This window comes from Pseudomonas sp. C9D1, from assembly GCF_056491235.1.
This window is the reverse complement of the sequence record NZ_JBSZIE010000002.1, coordinates 652611-666497: the sequence shown is the minus strand read 5'-3', so window position 1 is coordinate 666497 and position 13887 is coordinate 652611. Positions and strand designations below refer to the sequence as shown.

The following is a 13887-nucleotide window of genomic DNA, read 5'->3' as shown; positions in this document are numbered from 1 at the left end:
TGTCAGAAGTCCAGTGTCAGCCCTGCATACAGGGCTCGGCCATCGCCTGGAGCGTGCAGGGACTGCTGGACGCCGGCGGTCGAGTCGTACCAGACGTACTCGTAGTAGCGATTGGTGACGTTCTTCACCTGCATGTCGAGGCTGAGGTTTTCGCTGACCTGGTAGGTCGCACCGAGGTTGAGCAGCACGAAGCCACCGAACGAGCCCGTGCTGTTGGTGCGCTCCAGGTAATAGTCGCTCTGGCCGTTGACCCAGGCGCTCAGTTGCAGCTTCTCGCTGGCCTGGTACTCGGTGCCCAGGGCGTAGAGGTGATGCGGTACGTGGTCCATCTCCTTGCCCTTGCTGTCCGGTAGGTTGGGGTTGGGCTGGAGGATTTCGGAGAACTGCCGCGAGTACGACAGCCAGATGCGGGTGCGCTCGTCCGGGTTCAGGTTCAGCTGCAGGTCATAGCCCCGGCGCAGGGTCTCGCCGACGTTCTCCGAGTCGCCGATGGCGTCGTTGAGCTTGCGCTGCACCTCGTCGGTGGCGTGCTGCTCCCAGTAGGCGATACGGCCGTCGAGCCACTGCACCGGGCTGAATTTCAGGCCGGTCTCCCAGCCTTCGTTGATCGAAGGCTTGAGGTCGTCGCTCTGGTTGGCCAGGCGATAGGCGCCGGAGCCGACGCCCACCTGGAAGGTGCGCCCCCAGTTGGCGTAGAGGCTCGCCTCGCGCCAGGGGCTGTAGACGATGCTGAACTTGGGTTGGCGGATGCTGCCGTAGTCGTTCACCTCGGCGCGTTCGCCGGTCAGGCCGTTCTTGTAGTCGCCATACAGGCGGTCGACCCGGTAGGCGGGTACCAGCCGCAGCGATTCCACCGGCTCGATCACCGTCTGCACGTAGGCGCCGTAGATGTTCAGGTCGAAGCGCTGATCGCGGGTCTGGGCCAGGCGTGTGCGCTGGCGGGTGCGGTAGCGCAGGCTCTCGTTTTCCTGCCGTTGGACTTCCGCTCCACCCTCCAGGGCGAAGTCATGCAGGCCGCTGACCACCGGGCGCCAGGTCAGGCTGCTGAGTGCGCCGTACTGGGTCTCGTCGGCGACCCGTTCCTGCTGGCTGACGGTGCGCCAGTACTGGGTCCAGCGCTGGTCCTTGAAGGTATTGACGTAGCTCTTGGCGGACCAGGCGAGGTCGTCGGCCAGGTCGGCGTCCAGGTGCAGGCTGAGCTGGTTCATTTCCCGGTTGCCCTGGTCGGTCGCGTTGTTGGCGTAGGACTGGCGCGGGTCGTCATGGGCGTCGGCGCGGCCAAGGTAGCCGGCTTCCAGGGCATCGGCGCTGTAATGGCGGGCGATCAGGCCGGCGCGCCAGCCCGCGTCGGCGGTGTAGAACCATTTGCCGGCAAAGCTCTGACGCTCGCTGTCGGCGTGGTCGCGGTAGCCACCGCTTTTCTGGTAGGCGACGAAGTAGTTTTGCGCCCAGTTGCCGGACTCGATGCCCGTGCTGGCCTGCAGCTCCTGGGTATCGAAGCTGCCGCTGCGCAGGCGCAGCTGTGTGTCGTTGCCGCCCATGCGGGTGCGGATGCTGGCATTGCCGGCGATGTTGTGCAGGCCATAGCGCGGATCATTGGTGCCGCGCACCACTTCGATGTCCTCGATGTCGGTGGGAAACAGCATGTCGATGAAGGGCATGTTGCCGTCGTTGGTGTTGCTGGGGATGCCATCGATCAGCAGCTTGACTGCGTTGACTTCACCCTCGCCGTTGAAGCCACGGAACGACAGCTTGCCGGAGGTGGTGCCCTGGTTGAACTGGGTGAGCATCACGCCGGGCGCGCGGTTGAACAACTCCCAGCTGTACTGGACCGGCTGTTGCCGCAGCACGTCGCTGCCGAGGATGTCCACGGAGCTGAGAATGTCACGGCTGGAGAGGGGGCCGCTTTGCTGGCCCGACACTTCGACCGTGCCCAGGGTGAGCGTGCTGTCGGCATGGGCGGATGGGCAGAGCAGTGCCGCGGAAAGCGCGGAGCAGGTGAACAGGCTGGCCATGAGGCCCGCACGGGAGTTGAACGGCATAAGGTCGATCAGCCTTGCAAAGGCGCTGATGGCGCCTGATACGAGCACGGGTGGGGCGCTCCCAATGGGGGATGCGCGCATGCCGCGTGTGCTTCGAGGGTAGGGACGACGCTTCAGCCAACGCTTTTGGCGCTGTGGTTGTTCTGGCGAAGCCGTGCATCCCCGCTGGGGGGCGTATCAGGCCAGGTGTGGCGAGGCTCGGGGGTTGGCGAGAAGCCAGGCCCGAGGCGGGCGGTGCAGGTGCGGGCGTCTGGGCAATGACCAGTCACGGGTGGGGGCGAGCAGGGCCAGCAGGCCGAAGAAGGCTGCAAGGATGAGGGCGCCAAAGGTGGAGCTCAGCGCGCAGCCTTCACCTGAGGCGAGGCTGCCGATCGGCATGCTGTCGTCACCGAGCGTCTTGCCGCTGCTGGTTCCATCGAGGGAGCAGAATTGCCCGTCGATTCCACTGAGGGCAAGGCCAGCCATCTGCCCGTGACCGATGGCGCACGCGAGCGCGCTGAGCAGGATGCTGCAGTAAAGCATCCAGGCGAGCAGCGAGCGATGTCGGCGGGCCAATATCATCGGTGGGTGTTCTCTGCTATTCCAAGTGCACTGTAGGACAGCGCGCCGGATGCTAGCAGAATTCCGGCTGTTTTGTGTGGGCTCTCTGCAGGGCTGCAAGGATGCAGAGCTCCGGCAGCAACAGGTGCACATAGGCCAGAAGCGGGCTGTTCATGGCGAGGCCGGCCAGCAGTGTCGGCAGCCCGATCAGCCACAGGAGCCCGGCGTCGAGCCGGCCGACGAGCGCGAACTGGCCGGCGGCCTGCCGCTGCGCTCGGCGGAGGTTGCCGAGCACGCGCACGGGCAGGGAGACGGCGAGGATCAGCACGTAGGTCGTCCACCAGGGGCCGGCCTGCCCGTAGAGCGCCCCCAGCCTGTGGACCGACAGTGCCAGCAGGGCCGCTACGGCAACGGCGACGGGCAGGGCGCGGTGGGTCACCTGGCGGATCGCCTCGGGATGGGTCTCGGCAGGCGAGGCGGCCAGGCGCATGCTCAGGAAGCGCAGCAAGGCACTGAGCGGCGCGAATACCAGCAGCGCCAGGGTCAGGGCGCTGGAGAAGGCGTCCAGGCGGCCAGGCGCTGGCGGCCAGAACCGCTCGGCGGCGAACAGCGCAACCGCCAGCAGGCCGAAGGCCTGAATGGCGAGCAGGCGCTGGCTTTCCCAGGCGCAGCCCCGCAGGGCCTGGGAACGCCAGTCGCGCCGCGGCCACCAGGGCTGGCCCGACGAGGCACGCGCCAGGTGCCGGGTAAGCCACAGAGCGGTGCCGAGGTTGAGCAGCAGCCCGGTGATGAAGCACCCGCCCAACCCCATTCCCAGGCCCTGGATCAGCGCCACGCCGAGCAGCAGCCTGGCCAGCAGCTCCACTGCCTTGCAACGCAGCGCCAGAGGCCCTTCTCCGCGTGCGTGCAACAGGAACGCGGCACAGCCGTTGAGCAGCCGCAGCGGTGCGGCGACAAAGAACCAGGGCAGTGCGGCCAGCGCCGTGACCACCTGCCCGGGGTCGCCGGACAACAGACGCGGCAGCAACAGGTAGCCGGCCAGGCCGCCGAGCAGGCCCAGCGGCAGTCCGACGCCGGCGGCGAGGAGCAGCGCGGGCCGCAGGCCTTCTCCAGGCTGCCCGGAGCGCTCGCCGCGGGCTGCCAGTACCGACAGGCTGGCGCCCAGTGCCAGGGTGATGACCAGTTCGAGGATCGCCAGCCGGGTCACCAGCACATAGAGCCCCGACACGCCCTGGCCGGCATGGGCCAGCAGCGCCAGGTCGAGCTGCGGCCCGAGCTGACCGGCGGCGAAGGCCAGCAGCAGGGCGCCGAAACCTCGCCAGAAGAGCGTTTTCATCGGGGCGTCTGGGTCCACCCGGGGAAGCCACCTGACAGGTCGGGCTGCTCGCAGGTGAAGTAACCATGGGCCGTGCCTGGCGTCGGCAGGGGCTCTTCCAGCTCCAGGCGCTCGACCTGGCGACCGGCCTCGAGGCTGGTGGCTTTCCAGCCGCATACCAGGTCGGGCAGGTCGGCCGCTCCCAGGACGATGCCCCGGTGGGACGAGCGATCACCCGTCGCCCAGCGGGCCGCCGAGGCCGCCATCAGGCTGTAGCGCAGCTCGTCTTCCACCTGCTGGTGAAAGGGCGACTGGCGCAGCCAGAGGTCGACCCACAGGTACCAGGCCCAGTTGAACGACAGCTCCTGCTCAACGGCCCAGGCCATGAAGGGGCGGAAGATCGCCAGGCCATCGGGGCCGGAAAGGGCGAGTAGGCCGGGGCAGATGTCGAACAGGCTGTGCCAGTAGACCCGCAGGCTGGTGTCGATGCGCACGAAGGCCTTGGAGTCTCGGGGGTAGTCGCCCTGGCGCTGCGGGTGGAAGAGTGCGTGCAGGAGCTGGCTGTCGGTACGCGGGCTGTCAGGCATGCAGGCGGGCCTCCGCAAAGGGGAACAGGGTGCGCAGGCGCTTCAGGTCGGCGTCGATATCCCGGTCGACGAAGGCGTCGTCGCGCTCGTAGGTCAGGGTGGCCCCGGGGTGCTCGAAGCGCGTGCGATAGCGCTCGATGAAGGCCAGGGTATCGTCCGACAGGGGCTGGTCGTGGGTGTCCAGCACCAGGTGCGGCTGGAGGATGGAGAGGTTGTAGCCGGCCACGTGGAAATGCCGGGACGCGTCGATCACCGGCAGCCAGGCGTCCAGGGGCAGGCCGCAGTTGCGGTGCGCGCAGACCGCATTGGAGATGTCGAACAGCACCCCCGCCCCGGTGTCCCGGCACAGGCGTTCGAAGAACCTTGGCGCATCGCGGCCGCCGTCCAGGATGGAGGGGTAGTTCTCCAGCAGCACCTGGCAGCCGAGCAACTGCTGCCAGTTATCCACGCGCCGGCGCACCTGCTCGTAGTCCGCGGCATAGTCGATTTCGGCGAGGTGGTAGAGCTGGCGGCCCTGGTGGCTGAAGCGCGCCACATGGTCGGAGACGTAGAGCGGCTGCACGCGGTCGATCAGCTGGCGCAGGCGCCTGGCCATGTCGGCGAGGGCGGCCTCTTCGGCTTCGATGAAGCGGGAGAACATGATGTGGAAGCCCATGGGCGCGGGAAACGCGGCGGCGATGGCGTCGGGCTCCAGGGTCAGGAAGTTGTCGATCAGCAGTTCCACGTAGTCGATCCGCCCTTCGGCCAGCAGGCGACGGACCAGGGGGGTGGTTTCCCCCAGGGTGAAGTTGAATCCCAGGCGCATGGTTTCTCCTTGGCGCGGCTTCCCTGGATGGACCGCGTCGGTGCGGGGCACCGACGCGGGCTGGGCTCAGTTCACCCCGACCGGGGCGCAGCAGGCGCCACAGCAGGCACCGGCACGGCCGGCGACGGTGAGGGTTTTCTTGCTGGCGATCTTGATGTTCATGGTGGTTCTCCTTGATGGATCAGCAATGAAGGGTGTTCGACGGCCAGGCCGTCATGGGTCCGTGGTGAAGCGGTTGGCTTTTTGGGGGTGCGCGACCTCCTGGGTGTGGGTGGGTAGGAACTCCGTGCCCGCCGGCCAGGGGTTGGCGTGGCGGGGGTCGTTGGGCAGGCTCAGGTCGGTGAGGCTGCCGAGAAAGGCTTCGAGGTCGCCCAGCTCCGCTTCGCTGAGTTCGATGCGGGCAATCAGCCCGCTCTTGTGCCGGTTGAGGCGACCGTCTCCCTTGAGCGGCCCGTCGGTGATTGCCCGGCCGCCGGCCGAGTAGATGCGCAGCACCTCGCGCAGGGTGGCGGCACTGCCGTCGTGGAAGTAGGGCGCAGTGAGGGCCACGTTGCGCAGGCTGGGGGCGCGGAAGGCGCCCATGTCCTGTGCCTGGGCGGTCAGCTCGAAGACGCCCCGGTTGGGGAAGGGGTAGGCGCCCTGGCCATCCAGGTCGTAGAGCCCGGTGTTGTGGAAGGGCGTTTCCACCTCGCGGGTGCGGGCGTGGACCACCTGGTCGTTGAAGTTGAAGCTGCCGTGGCAGTGGTGGCATTCGGCGCGCTCGCCGAAGAACAGGTTCATGCCGCGCTGTTCAGCGGCGGTCAGTTGCAGGCGACCCTGCAGGAAGCGGTCGTAGCGGCTGTCGGCCGACACCAGGCTGCGCTCGAAGGCTGCGATGGCGCGGATCACCGACGCCATGCGGATGGGCTCGGGATCGTCCGGGAAGGCCCTGGCGAACAGCGCCGGGTACAGGGGCTCGTCGCGCAGGCGCTGGAGAATCCGTGGGCGATTGGCATCGTTCACGCCCATCTCCACCGGGTCGTCGCCGAACAGCGGGCCTTCCATCTGCCGCTCCAGGGACACCACCGCCGGGTTGGCCCAGTTGTAAGTGGCGTTCCAGGCGACGTTGGTCAGGCCGGGTGCATTGCGATGGGTCGCGGCGCCGCTGCTGCCACGGGAGCGCGGCGTGCCGTCGCTGAAGGCCCGGGCCTGGTCATGGCAGCCCGCGCAGGCGAGGGTGCCATTGCCGGACAGGCGCGGGTCGTAGAACAGCCGGCGGCCCAGCTCCACCTTGGCGGCGCTCATGGGGTTGTCGGCGGGGACCCGTGGGGCCGGCACGTGGCTGGGCAGCCGCCAGTCCCATTCTTGCGCCTGTACGCCGGCCGACAGCAGCGCCATCACGGCCGCCAGCAGGGCGCGATGGCCCGGCTTCATGGGCGCGGCACCACGCGGAAGACCACCTGGCCGGCGGGCAGCGGCTGGCCGCTGGCCAGGTCGAGGCCGAGGCGGGTGAAGACGGCGGGGCATTCGGGGTCGTCCGGGCCGCTCATGCAGCCCATCGCGCCGCCCAGGTCGCGGCCGACCTGGCTGCCGGCCAGGAGGCTACCGAGGTCCAGGGCCACGGCGTCGCGCGCCGGGTCGAAGCGGGGCAGCGTCACCGGCACCCGGTTGCCCCGCAGGCAGGCGACCGTCTCGCCGGTGAGCGGGTTGCCGCTGCAGCCCGTGGAGCCCAGGTGCAGGTACCAGCTGGCGGCGCGTGAGCCGTCGGCCTTGGCCACGCCCCCTTCCGGGTTGACCTCGAGCTTGGCGAACTTGCGTCCCGCCTGCCAGCTCCAGCCCATGGCGGCGATATCCAGGGGCGGCCCCTGCAGTTCGGTGCTGGTGTGGTTGAGCGCCTCGGGCACGCCGAGGCTGAAGGCCAGCCCGACATAGTCGCCGGCCGCCACCTGGCCGCGTACCTGGTGGTGCGTGGCGGTCGTGCCGCCCTGGCAGGCGCCGCTGGCGTCCTCGAAGTCCAGCAGGGCCACCTGGCCGTCCTGCCAGTCGTCCCGCTCCAGCGCCACCGACTCGTGGCTGCCGTCCGCGCGGATCAGCGCCAGGTCCTGCACGTAGAAACGGGCATCGCGCAGGGTCGCCGGGCGGGCGTCCACCCCCAGTGGCCCCAGCGTGGCACCGCAACGGGCGGGTTGGCCGTTGGCCTGGAGGGCGAAGTCGATCACCACCGTGCGAGGGCCGGGCGGTGGAGGGCTGGCGCAGGCTCCGAGCAGGGCGGCGAAGGCGAGTAGGGTGAGGCGGGCGGCGGTCATGGCACGGTCTCTCAGAAGCGCGAGCTGAGGGTGAGGTTGACGCTGCGGCCTTCCTCGTAGGTGAAGGTATTGGCCTGGCTCTGCTGGTAGGTGGCGTAGGCCTGGTCGAACAGGTTGCTGACGCCCAGGTCCACGCGGTAGGGGTCCTGCTCCCAGGTCAGGCCGATATCGTGCAGGGCATAGCCGTCGCGGCGACGCAGCAGGGTGTCGTCGTAGTCCTGTGCGCGGACGAACTGGCTGCGGTAGTTGACCGACCACTGCTCATCCAGGCGGTAGTCCAGGGTGAGGGCGAGCTTGTCCGGTGGGGCGTAGAGGTCTGCTCCGGTCTGGGCGTTGCGCGAGCGCAGGCGTGAATACCCCAAGCCGAGGGTGAGGCGGTCGTACTCGTAGGCGGCCTCGACCTCTCCACCACGGCGCTCGGCCTTGGCGACATTGCGGCGCTGGAAGATCAGGCCGGTACCGGCGAAGGGCGCCTGGCGGGTGTAGGTGCCCACGGTCTGCTGGTCGATGAGGTCTTCCACCTCCTCGTCGAACCAGGTGGCCTTGAGGCGAAAACGGTCCTCGGGGGCCAGCAGCTGGCCGAAGTCCAGGGTGAAACCGCCTTCCCAGGTCTTGCTGGCCTCGGGCTTCAGGTTCGGGTTGGCGCGGAAGTTGAACAGCGCCCTGTTGGTGTTCAGGTTGCCGTACATCTCGGTCATGGTGGGAGCGCGGAAGGCTTCCCCGTAGCTGACGAACAGGCCCAGGGCATCCAGCGGCTGGTACTTGAGCGCCAGCTTCGGCGAGAGCCGGTCATGGTGGGTGCTGTCCTGCCCGGGGGAGGAGAGCTTGTAGTCGTCATGGCGCAGCGCCGCGATGAGCGTCCAGCGCTGGAACAGCTCCTGTTCGCTCTGCAGGAAGCCGCCGCGCGCGCGCATCTTGCCGTCCGGCAGCACCGAGTTGGCCTGGCCGGCGGAGGTGTTCTCGGCAGTGTCCTCGTAGTAGTCCAGGCCGTAGGTGAGGCGTTGGCGGTAGTCCTCGCCCAGTTCGAAGGTGGTGGTGTTCTGCAGGCTGCCGCCGTCCGTGCGGGTCATGCCCGAGGTGTCCGGCTGGGGCGGTGTGGAGCGGCTATGGCCCGACAGGCTATAACGGGTGCGATAGAGGGAGAGCCTGCCATCCAGCAGGGCCCGGTCGGCATCGTGGAACAGCCAGTTGCCGGTGTACTGCTCCTGGCGGCGGTGGCTGTCCTGATCGAAAGGGAAAAGCAGGTTGCCGCCGGGGTTGGTGGGGCCGGTGAAGTCGTCGTCGAAGGTCTGCCGGCCCAGCTCCAGGCGGTTCAGGTCCCCCAGGTTGAGCCCCGCCTTGAACAGGCTGGCGGTGAGGTCGCCATCGTTGGGGTATTCGGCATCCGTACCGCCCTTGGCAGTGTGAATGGTGCCGTAGTCGCGGTAGGTGGCGCTGGCGAGCACATCGCCCTGGTCGTTCAAGGCCGCAGCGGTGAGGTTGGTGGAGGCGGATTCGTCGCCGCTGCGATAGCTCACTTTGGCGCGGCCACCGAAGGTTTGCCCGGGGGCGACGAAGTCTTCCGCCGCCAGTGTCTCGAATGCCATTACGCCACCCAGCCCGCCGCTCCCGTAGGCGGCCGACATCGGGCCGCGCACCACGTCGATCTGGCGGATGAAATCCGGGTCGAGCAGCAGGGGGCTGTTCACGCCGCCTTCGTTGTTACGCCGGGCGCCATCCACGCTGAGGATGATGCGCGGCCCTTGCAGGCCACGGATGGCAGGGCTCTGCGAAGCCGGGCGCGGGCCGCCGCCGACGTTCACGTTGGGCAGGCTGCGCAGTACGCGGGAGAGGGTGTCCGCCTGGGCGTCGTCGAGGTTCTCGCGGTCGACCGTGGAGACCGAGGCGGGCAGGGCGAAGCTGCTGTTGGCGCTACGTGTGGCGGTGACCGTGGTGCTGTCGAGCACCAGCGTGGGGCGCTCCTCGGCCTGGAGTTGCCCGCATGCCGCCAGCAGCAATGGCCAGGCCGTGGCAGGCCCCATGGACAGCGTGCGGCGCAACCACAGGGGACGAAACGATGCAGAGACAACCATGCCTTTTCCCTTCTCTCGCAGACTCTCGGGCGCCCTTGCGGGTGCACCGGTTGATCCGGGAACGGCGGCGTTCCTTGAGCGCCTCGAGGTATCCGATCCCTGGATGGTGGCCGGGCACCCGAGGGGTGCCCGCATGCGGTCGGGCTGCCGATCCATGGGATTGGTCAGCCCGGGACGGGAAACTAGCAAGGCCGGCGCCGGGGCTTAACTGCGACGTTCCACCGCAGGCCGCCGTGCCGCTCGTCCCGAGCGACCGCCTCAGGCCCGGGGCGTGATGACCCTGTGGCGAGCTGTCGCACCCCCGGTGATCGGGGTTCAAGGATTTCTATGCCGCCGTGGCGGGAATCGGTACCATTTCCGCCGATGGTTTTCCGGGTGCCCCGGAACTAAGAGGGAACATGGTCGGCGAGATGCCCAAGCCATGGCTGCCCCCGCAACTGTGAGCAGAGCGCGATGCCCGATGTACCACTGGCGACGGCTGGGAAGGTGGGTTGAGCGGTGAACTGCGAGCCAGGAGACCTGCCATCAGCAAGCGGGCGAAAGCCCGGCCCCCTTAGTCATCCCTATCGTCGCGCGGTGGGCGCGGCACGGAGCACCACCCATGCATATCGAACCTGGCGTCGTAGAAGGCGCGAAGATCTTCCTCAGTTATGGCACGGCAGTAGCGGCTTTTGGCCTGACGGCCAAGATGGCCGTCGACAGCATCCGCCGCAACGGCGGTGTGACCGCGCTGGCGCTGCGCAGTTTGATCACCACAGCCCTGGTGTTCTGCTTCTTCGAGGTGCTGCCGCACCACGCGGTGGGCGTCTCCGAGGTCCACCTGATTCTCGGCTCGACCTTGCTGCTGATGTTCGGTGCGGGGGCGGCGGCGGTCGGGCTGGCTGCCGGGCTGCTCATCCAGGGCCTGTTCTTCGCGCCCTTCGACCTGCCCCAGTACGGCATGAACGTCACCACCCTGCTGGTGCCGCTGTGGGGCATCAGCCTGCTGGCGAACCGTCTCATTCCGTCTGCTACGCCCTATGTGGAAACGCGCTACACCCAGGCCTTGGCGCTGTCCACCGCCTATCAGGGCGGCATCGTCGCCTGGGTCGGGTTCTGGGCCTTCTACGGGCATGGTTTTTCCAGCGAGACCCTGGCCTCCGTCGGCACCTTCGGCATCGCCTACATGAGTGTGATCCTGGTGGAGCCCCTGATCGACCTGGGCGTGCTGGCTCTGGCCAAGGCGCTGTCGCGCTACAGCAAAGGCCCGCTGTTCAACGTGCGTTTGCACCACGCGGCTGCTTGAGTGCAAGCCGGGTGCATGTCCTCGCATGCACCCGGCCCCAGGTCAGTGTTGCGGGTCACCGTGCCCGGCGTGAGCATCCACGCGCACGATGCCCTTGAAGCGCGAGAACTGCCGGACCCGTTCCGGCGCTATCACCGACTCCGCCGTGCGTACGGCTCGCAATAGGTCGCTCGCTTCTCGCTGGGCCAGCCCGGCATCCTTCAGGGTCGCTTCGTCGAGCAGTCCGTCGCCCGCGCACAGCACCACTTTCCAGTGATCCTGCACGCGTGTGAGCAGGGCGCGCCCACCTCGTTCCGCTTGCGTCCAGCCCGCTATGGCGTAGTCGCCTTCCAGGGTCACCGGGCCGACGTCCAATGCCGCCTCCGGGCGCTCCCAGGTGTGTTTCATCAGGTGCTCGATGGCTTGTCGGTCCGCTTGGCTGTCGGCCAGTGCGTAGCCGCCGGTGAGCGCCCAGAGCACGATCAGGTGTCTTGTCCACTTCATAAGCTTGTCTCCTCGATGAGCCAGGTCGTGAAATTTCAGAAGCCCATCCTCACGCCCACCTGGGCTGAGGTGCCGGGCATGGGGTAGCCGGTGCGGTACGCGTAGTCACGGTCGAACAGGTTCTCGACGGCCAGGAACACCTCGCCCTCCTCGCCGAGCTCGGGCAGGGCATAGCCCAGGCGCAGGTTGACCACGGTGAAGCTGTCCACTTGCTCGAAGTTGCTCGCGCCCTCGACCCGCTCCTGTTGCAGCACATACATCCTGCTCTGGTACTGCGCGTCTGCGCTCAGGCGCCAGGGGCCGGTCGTGTAGGTGGTTCCCAGCGAGAAGGAGCGTCGCGGCGCGTAAGGCAGGTTGCGCAGGCTGGGGTCGAGCCAGGTGAAGCCGAGGAAGCTGCTCCAGCTCTCGTTCCAGCTCTGCTGCCAGGAGGCTTCGGCGCCCTTTATCTCGTAGTCGCCCAGGTTCACGTAGGCGGGTTGGGTCACGGCCGGGGGGAAGGCGAACAGGTAGCGGTTCTGCAGCTTGTCCTTGAATACGGCCAGGTCGAGGGTCGCGCTCTGGGTGGGGTTGAACTTGACCCCCAGTTCCCTGTGGTCCATGCGCTCCGGCTCCAGCTCACGCCAGCTTTCACCCAGGGCTGGAATCAGGTGCGAGAGAACGGAGGTTTCCAGGCCGGGGTAGTTGACGCCCCTGGACAGGTTCGCCCGGAACTCGAGGTCCTGGGTGGAAAGCAGCAGTCCGGCATGGGGTGCCGTTTCGCTCTTGTAGACGTTGTGGTCATAGCCACGGATGCCGGCCGAAGGCGTGAGCGTCCAGTCCGGGTTCAGTTCGATCGCCTGGCTGAGCCCCAGGTGCGGGGAGATGAGTCGCAAGGTGGGCGTATCGAAGTCGTCACGGGGAGCCGGCGCCAAGCGCTTGAAGGCCACCTGGCCTTCCATCTGGTCTATATCCAGCCCCATTGCGATCTCGCCGCCATTCCAGGGCATCAGGTTTTCGGACCAGCGCAGGCCCTGCATGCTGAAGTCGGTGATGGTGTCGCCGTCGAGTCCGGTCTGGTCGAGGGCGCTGCCGCGACCTTCGTTGTAATAGAGCTTGAGGCTGCCTCGGGACTGCTCGTGTTCGTGAGCGAGCGTCATCGATACCAGGCTGCCACGGGTATTGAACTCGCCGCTCCTGGTGTCGGGCCGCCCTTGTTGGCCGGGGTCGGAGGCACGGTTGTCCGCGTGCAAGGCGAGCAGCGCCACCGACCAGTTGTCATCGAGCTGGTAGCTGAAGTTGGCGAGGCCGTTGTTCAGGCGGCCGTCGCCATCGGCACGGTCACCGTCCGAGCGGGCGGTGCCTTGCGCCAGGCTGTAGCCCAGTGCGCCGCTGCGCCCGGTCAGGCTGGCCTGCTCGGTGAACGTGCGGAAGCTGCCTCCGGTCAATTGGAGTGTGCCGTTCTGGTGGTCACCCGCTGCGGCCGCGCGTGGCGTCAGGTCTATGGCGGCGAAGGTGTTGCCGAAGTTCTGCGGTTGCGGGCCCTTGTAGACGCTGATTCGCTCCATGCCATTGATGGGCAGCAAGTCCAGCAGCGGATGGTTCCAAACCGGCATGTAGAAGGGAACGCCGTCGATGAAGGTCTTGATCTCGCTGCCGGGGCGACTGGCCCCCATGCCCCGGATGTAGACCGCCCCACCTTCGGCTCCGCCGAACGAGCCGACCGGGTTGAAGCGCGACACCGTCACCCCGGGCGTGCGACGCAGCGCGGACGACAGGTCCAGCGCGTTGAGGTCGCGGATCTGCTCTTCGCCCACAAGGGTCGCCATGCTGGCGAAGGCGTCCACGGCGTTTTCATCGATAACCGCTTTCCCCGTCACCTTCGACTCGGGTAGCTCGATCGGGTTGACCTGGGCTGCGGTGGCACTGGCCGTTCCCCACAAGGCGAGGGAAATGCCGTAGCTCAGACGTTTGATCAACATGCCACTTACTCCTTGATTCTGCTTTTTATTCAGCCGCCGCCCGCACCGGGCTTTGCCGTCTGGTGGCGTGCAGGCTGTGTGCTTCTCTGAACGGGCGCCGGAGCACCTGCAGTGCCCGGCGTAGCGCAATGGATGTTCAGCAGGGTGCAGGCGGAGCCCGTGGGCTGGCGGGAGGCCACGTATGGCGGGGAGGTGCACCCGGACGGGGGCGCGGCCGTGGGTGAGGCGCATGGCCGCCGCGCAACAGCCAAGAGAGGCCCAGAAGCAGGCCGATGCCGAGTGGCACCGAGGCGCAAAGCGGGCAGGTGAAAGAGGCCAGCCAAGCAGCTGGCAGCGGGAGGCTCGTGCCTGAACCGGCAGATGGCTGGCCGTCGGCGCTGCACAACGGTGTCTCCAGCCCGCTCAATTGCAGGCCAGCCGCCTGGCCATGCTGGATGCCACAGCTGAATACGCTGTACAGGACGCAGGCGTAGAGCATCCAGGCGATCAGGGAGCCTGGGCTACTGCGGGCGCTC

13 protein-coding genes and 1 riboswitch are annotated in these 13887 nt (G+C 67.7%); of the genes, 1 reads left to right on the top strand and 12 read right to left on the bottom strand.

Annotated features, from left to right (window positions below; genetic code table 11):
• Nucleotides 1–2: 2 nt before the first annotated feature.
• From ACXI0U_RS11330 to ACXI0U_RS11290, 9 genes are all read right to left on the bottom strand, one after another.
• Entirely contained in the window at nucleotides 3–2042 is a 2040-nt protein-coding gene (locus ACXI0U_RS11330; RefSeq protein WP_479550264.1) for a TonB-dependent receptor, read from the bottom strand.
• Between the two features lie 177 nt (nucleotides 2043–2219).
• Complete coding sequence (locus tag ACXI0U_RS11325) at nucleotides 2220–2603, bottom strand: DUF2946 domain-containing protein (protein ID WP_316926010.1); 384 nt, start codon at nucleotides 2601–2603, stop codon at nucleotides 2220–2222.
• A gap of 52 nt (nucleotides 2604–2655) precedes the next feature.
• Nucleotides 2656–3918, bottom strand: coding sequence for a methanobactin export MATE transporter MbnM (gene mbnM, locus ACXI0U_RS11320; protein WP_479550263.1), 1263 nt, complete (start codon nucleotides 3916–3918; stop codon nucleotides 2656–2658).
• Entirely contained in the window at nucleotides 3915–4484 is a 570-nt protein-coding gene (mbnC, locus tag ACXI0U_RS11315; protein WP_479550262.1) for a methanobactin biosynthesis protein MbnC, read from the bottom strand. Before mbnC ends, mbnM begins: the two co-directional genes overlap by 4 nt.
• The gene (mbnB, locus tag ACXI0U_RS11310) at nucleotides 4477–5289 is read right to left on the bottom strand and encodes a methanobactin biosynthesis protein MbnB (RefSeq protein ID WP_479550261.1); all 813 of its coding nucleotides are present in this window, start codon (nucleotides 5287–5289) and stop codon (nucleotides 4477–4479) included. Before mbnB ends, mbnC begins: the two co-directional genes overlap by 8 nt.
• A gap of 66 nt (nucleotides 5290–5355) precedes the next feature.
• Nucleotides 5356–5451 (bottom strand): methanobactin, encoded by a 96-nt coding sequence (gene mbnA, locus ACXI0U_RS11305; protein ID WP_236234024.1) that lies wholly within the window; start codon nucleotides 5449–5451, stop codon nucleotides 5356–5358.
• 51 nt (nucleotides 5452–5502) lie between these two features.
• A complete protein-coding gene (locus ACXI0U_RS11300; RefSeq protein ID WP_479550260.1) occupies nucleotides 5503–6702 on the bottom strand; it encodes an MbnH family di-heme enzyme in 1200 nt (399 codons plus the stop codon).
• Nucleotides 6699–7574, bottom strand: coding sequence for an MbnP family copper-binding protein (locus ACXI0U_RS11295; RefSeq protein WP_479550259.1), 876 nt, complete (start codon nucleotides 7572–7574; stop codon nucleotides 6699–6701). The genes ACXI0U_RS11300 and ACXI0U_RS11295 overlap by 4 nt, the downstream gene beginning before the upstream one ends.
• A gap of 11 nt (nucleotides 7575–7585) precedes the next feature.
• Nucleotides 7586–9646 (bottom strand): TonB-dependent hemoglobin/transferrin/lactoferrin family receptor, encoded by a 2061-nt coding sequence (locus tag ACXI0U_RS11290; RefSeq protein ID WP_479550258.1) that lies wholly within the window; start codon nucleotides 9644–9646, stop codon nucleotides 7586–7588.
• A gap of 347 nt (nucleotides 9647–9993) precedes the next feature.
• Nucleotides 9994–10187, top strand: a riboswitch (cobalamin riboswitch).
• Nucleotides 10188–10247: 60 nt separating this feature from the next.
• On the opposite strand from ACXI0U_RS11290, the gene ACXI0U_RS11285 reads away from it, so the two are divergent.
• A complete protein-coding gene (locus ACXI0U_RS11285; RefSeq protein WP_350448501.1) occupies nucleotides 10248–10931 on the top strand; it encodes an energy-coupling factor ABC transporter permease in 684 nt (227 codons plus the stop codon).
• 42 nt (nucleotides 10932–10973) lie between these two features.
• On the opposite strand, the gene ACXI0U_RS11280 is transcribed toward ACXI0U_RS11285, so the two are convergent.
• The 3 genes from ACXI0U_RS11280 to ACXI0U_RS11270 form a co-directional block, all read right to left on the bottom strand.
• Nucleotides 10974–11414, bottom strand: coding sequence for a copper uptake system-associated protein (locus tag ACXI0U_RS11280; RefSeq protein ID WP_431484663.1), 441 nt, complete (start codon nucleotides 11412–11414; stop codon nucleotides 10974–10976).
• Nucleotides 11415–11449: 35 nt separating this feature from the next.
• Entirely contained in the window at nucleotides 11450–13372 is a 1923-nt protein-coding gene (locus ACXI0U_RS11275) for a TonB-dependent receptor plug domain-containing protein (protein ID WP_479550257.1), read from the bottom strand.
• Nucleotides 13373–13508: 136 nt separating this feature from the next.
• Nucleotides 13509–13850 carry a DUF2946 family protein gene (locus ACXI0U_RS11270; RefSeq protein ID WP_236234017.1) on the bottom strand — a complete coding sequence of 114 codons (342 nt, stop codon included), beginning with the start codon at nucleotides 13848–13850 and terminating at the stop codon, nucleotides 13509–13511.
• Nucleotides 13851–13887: the final 37 nt, after the last annotated feature.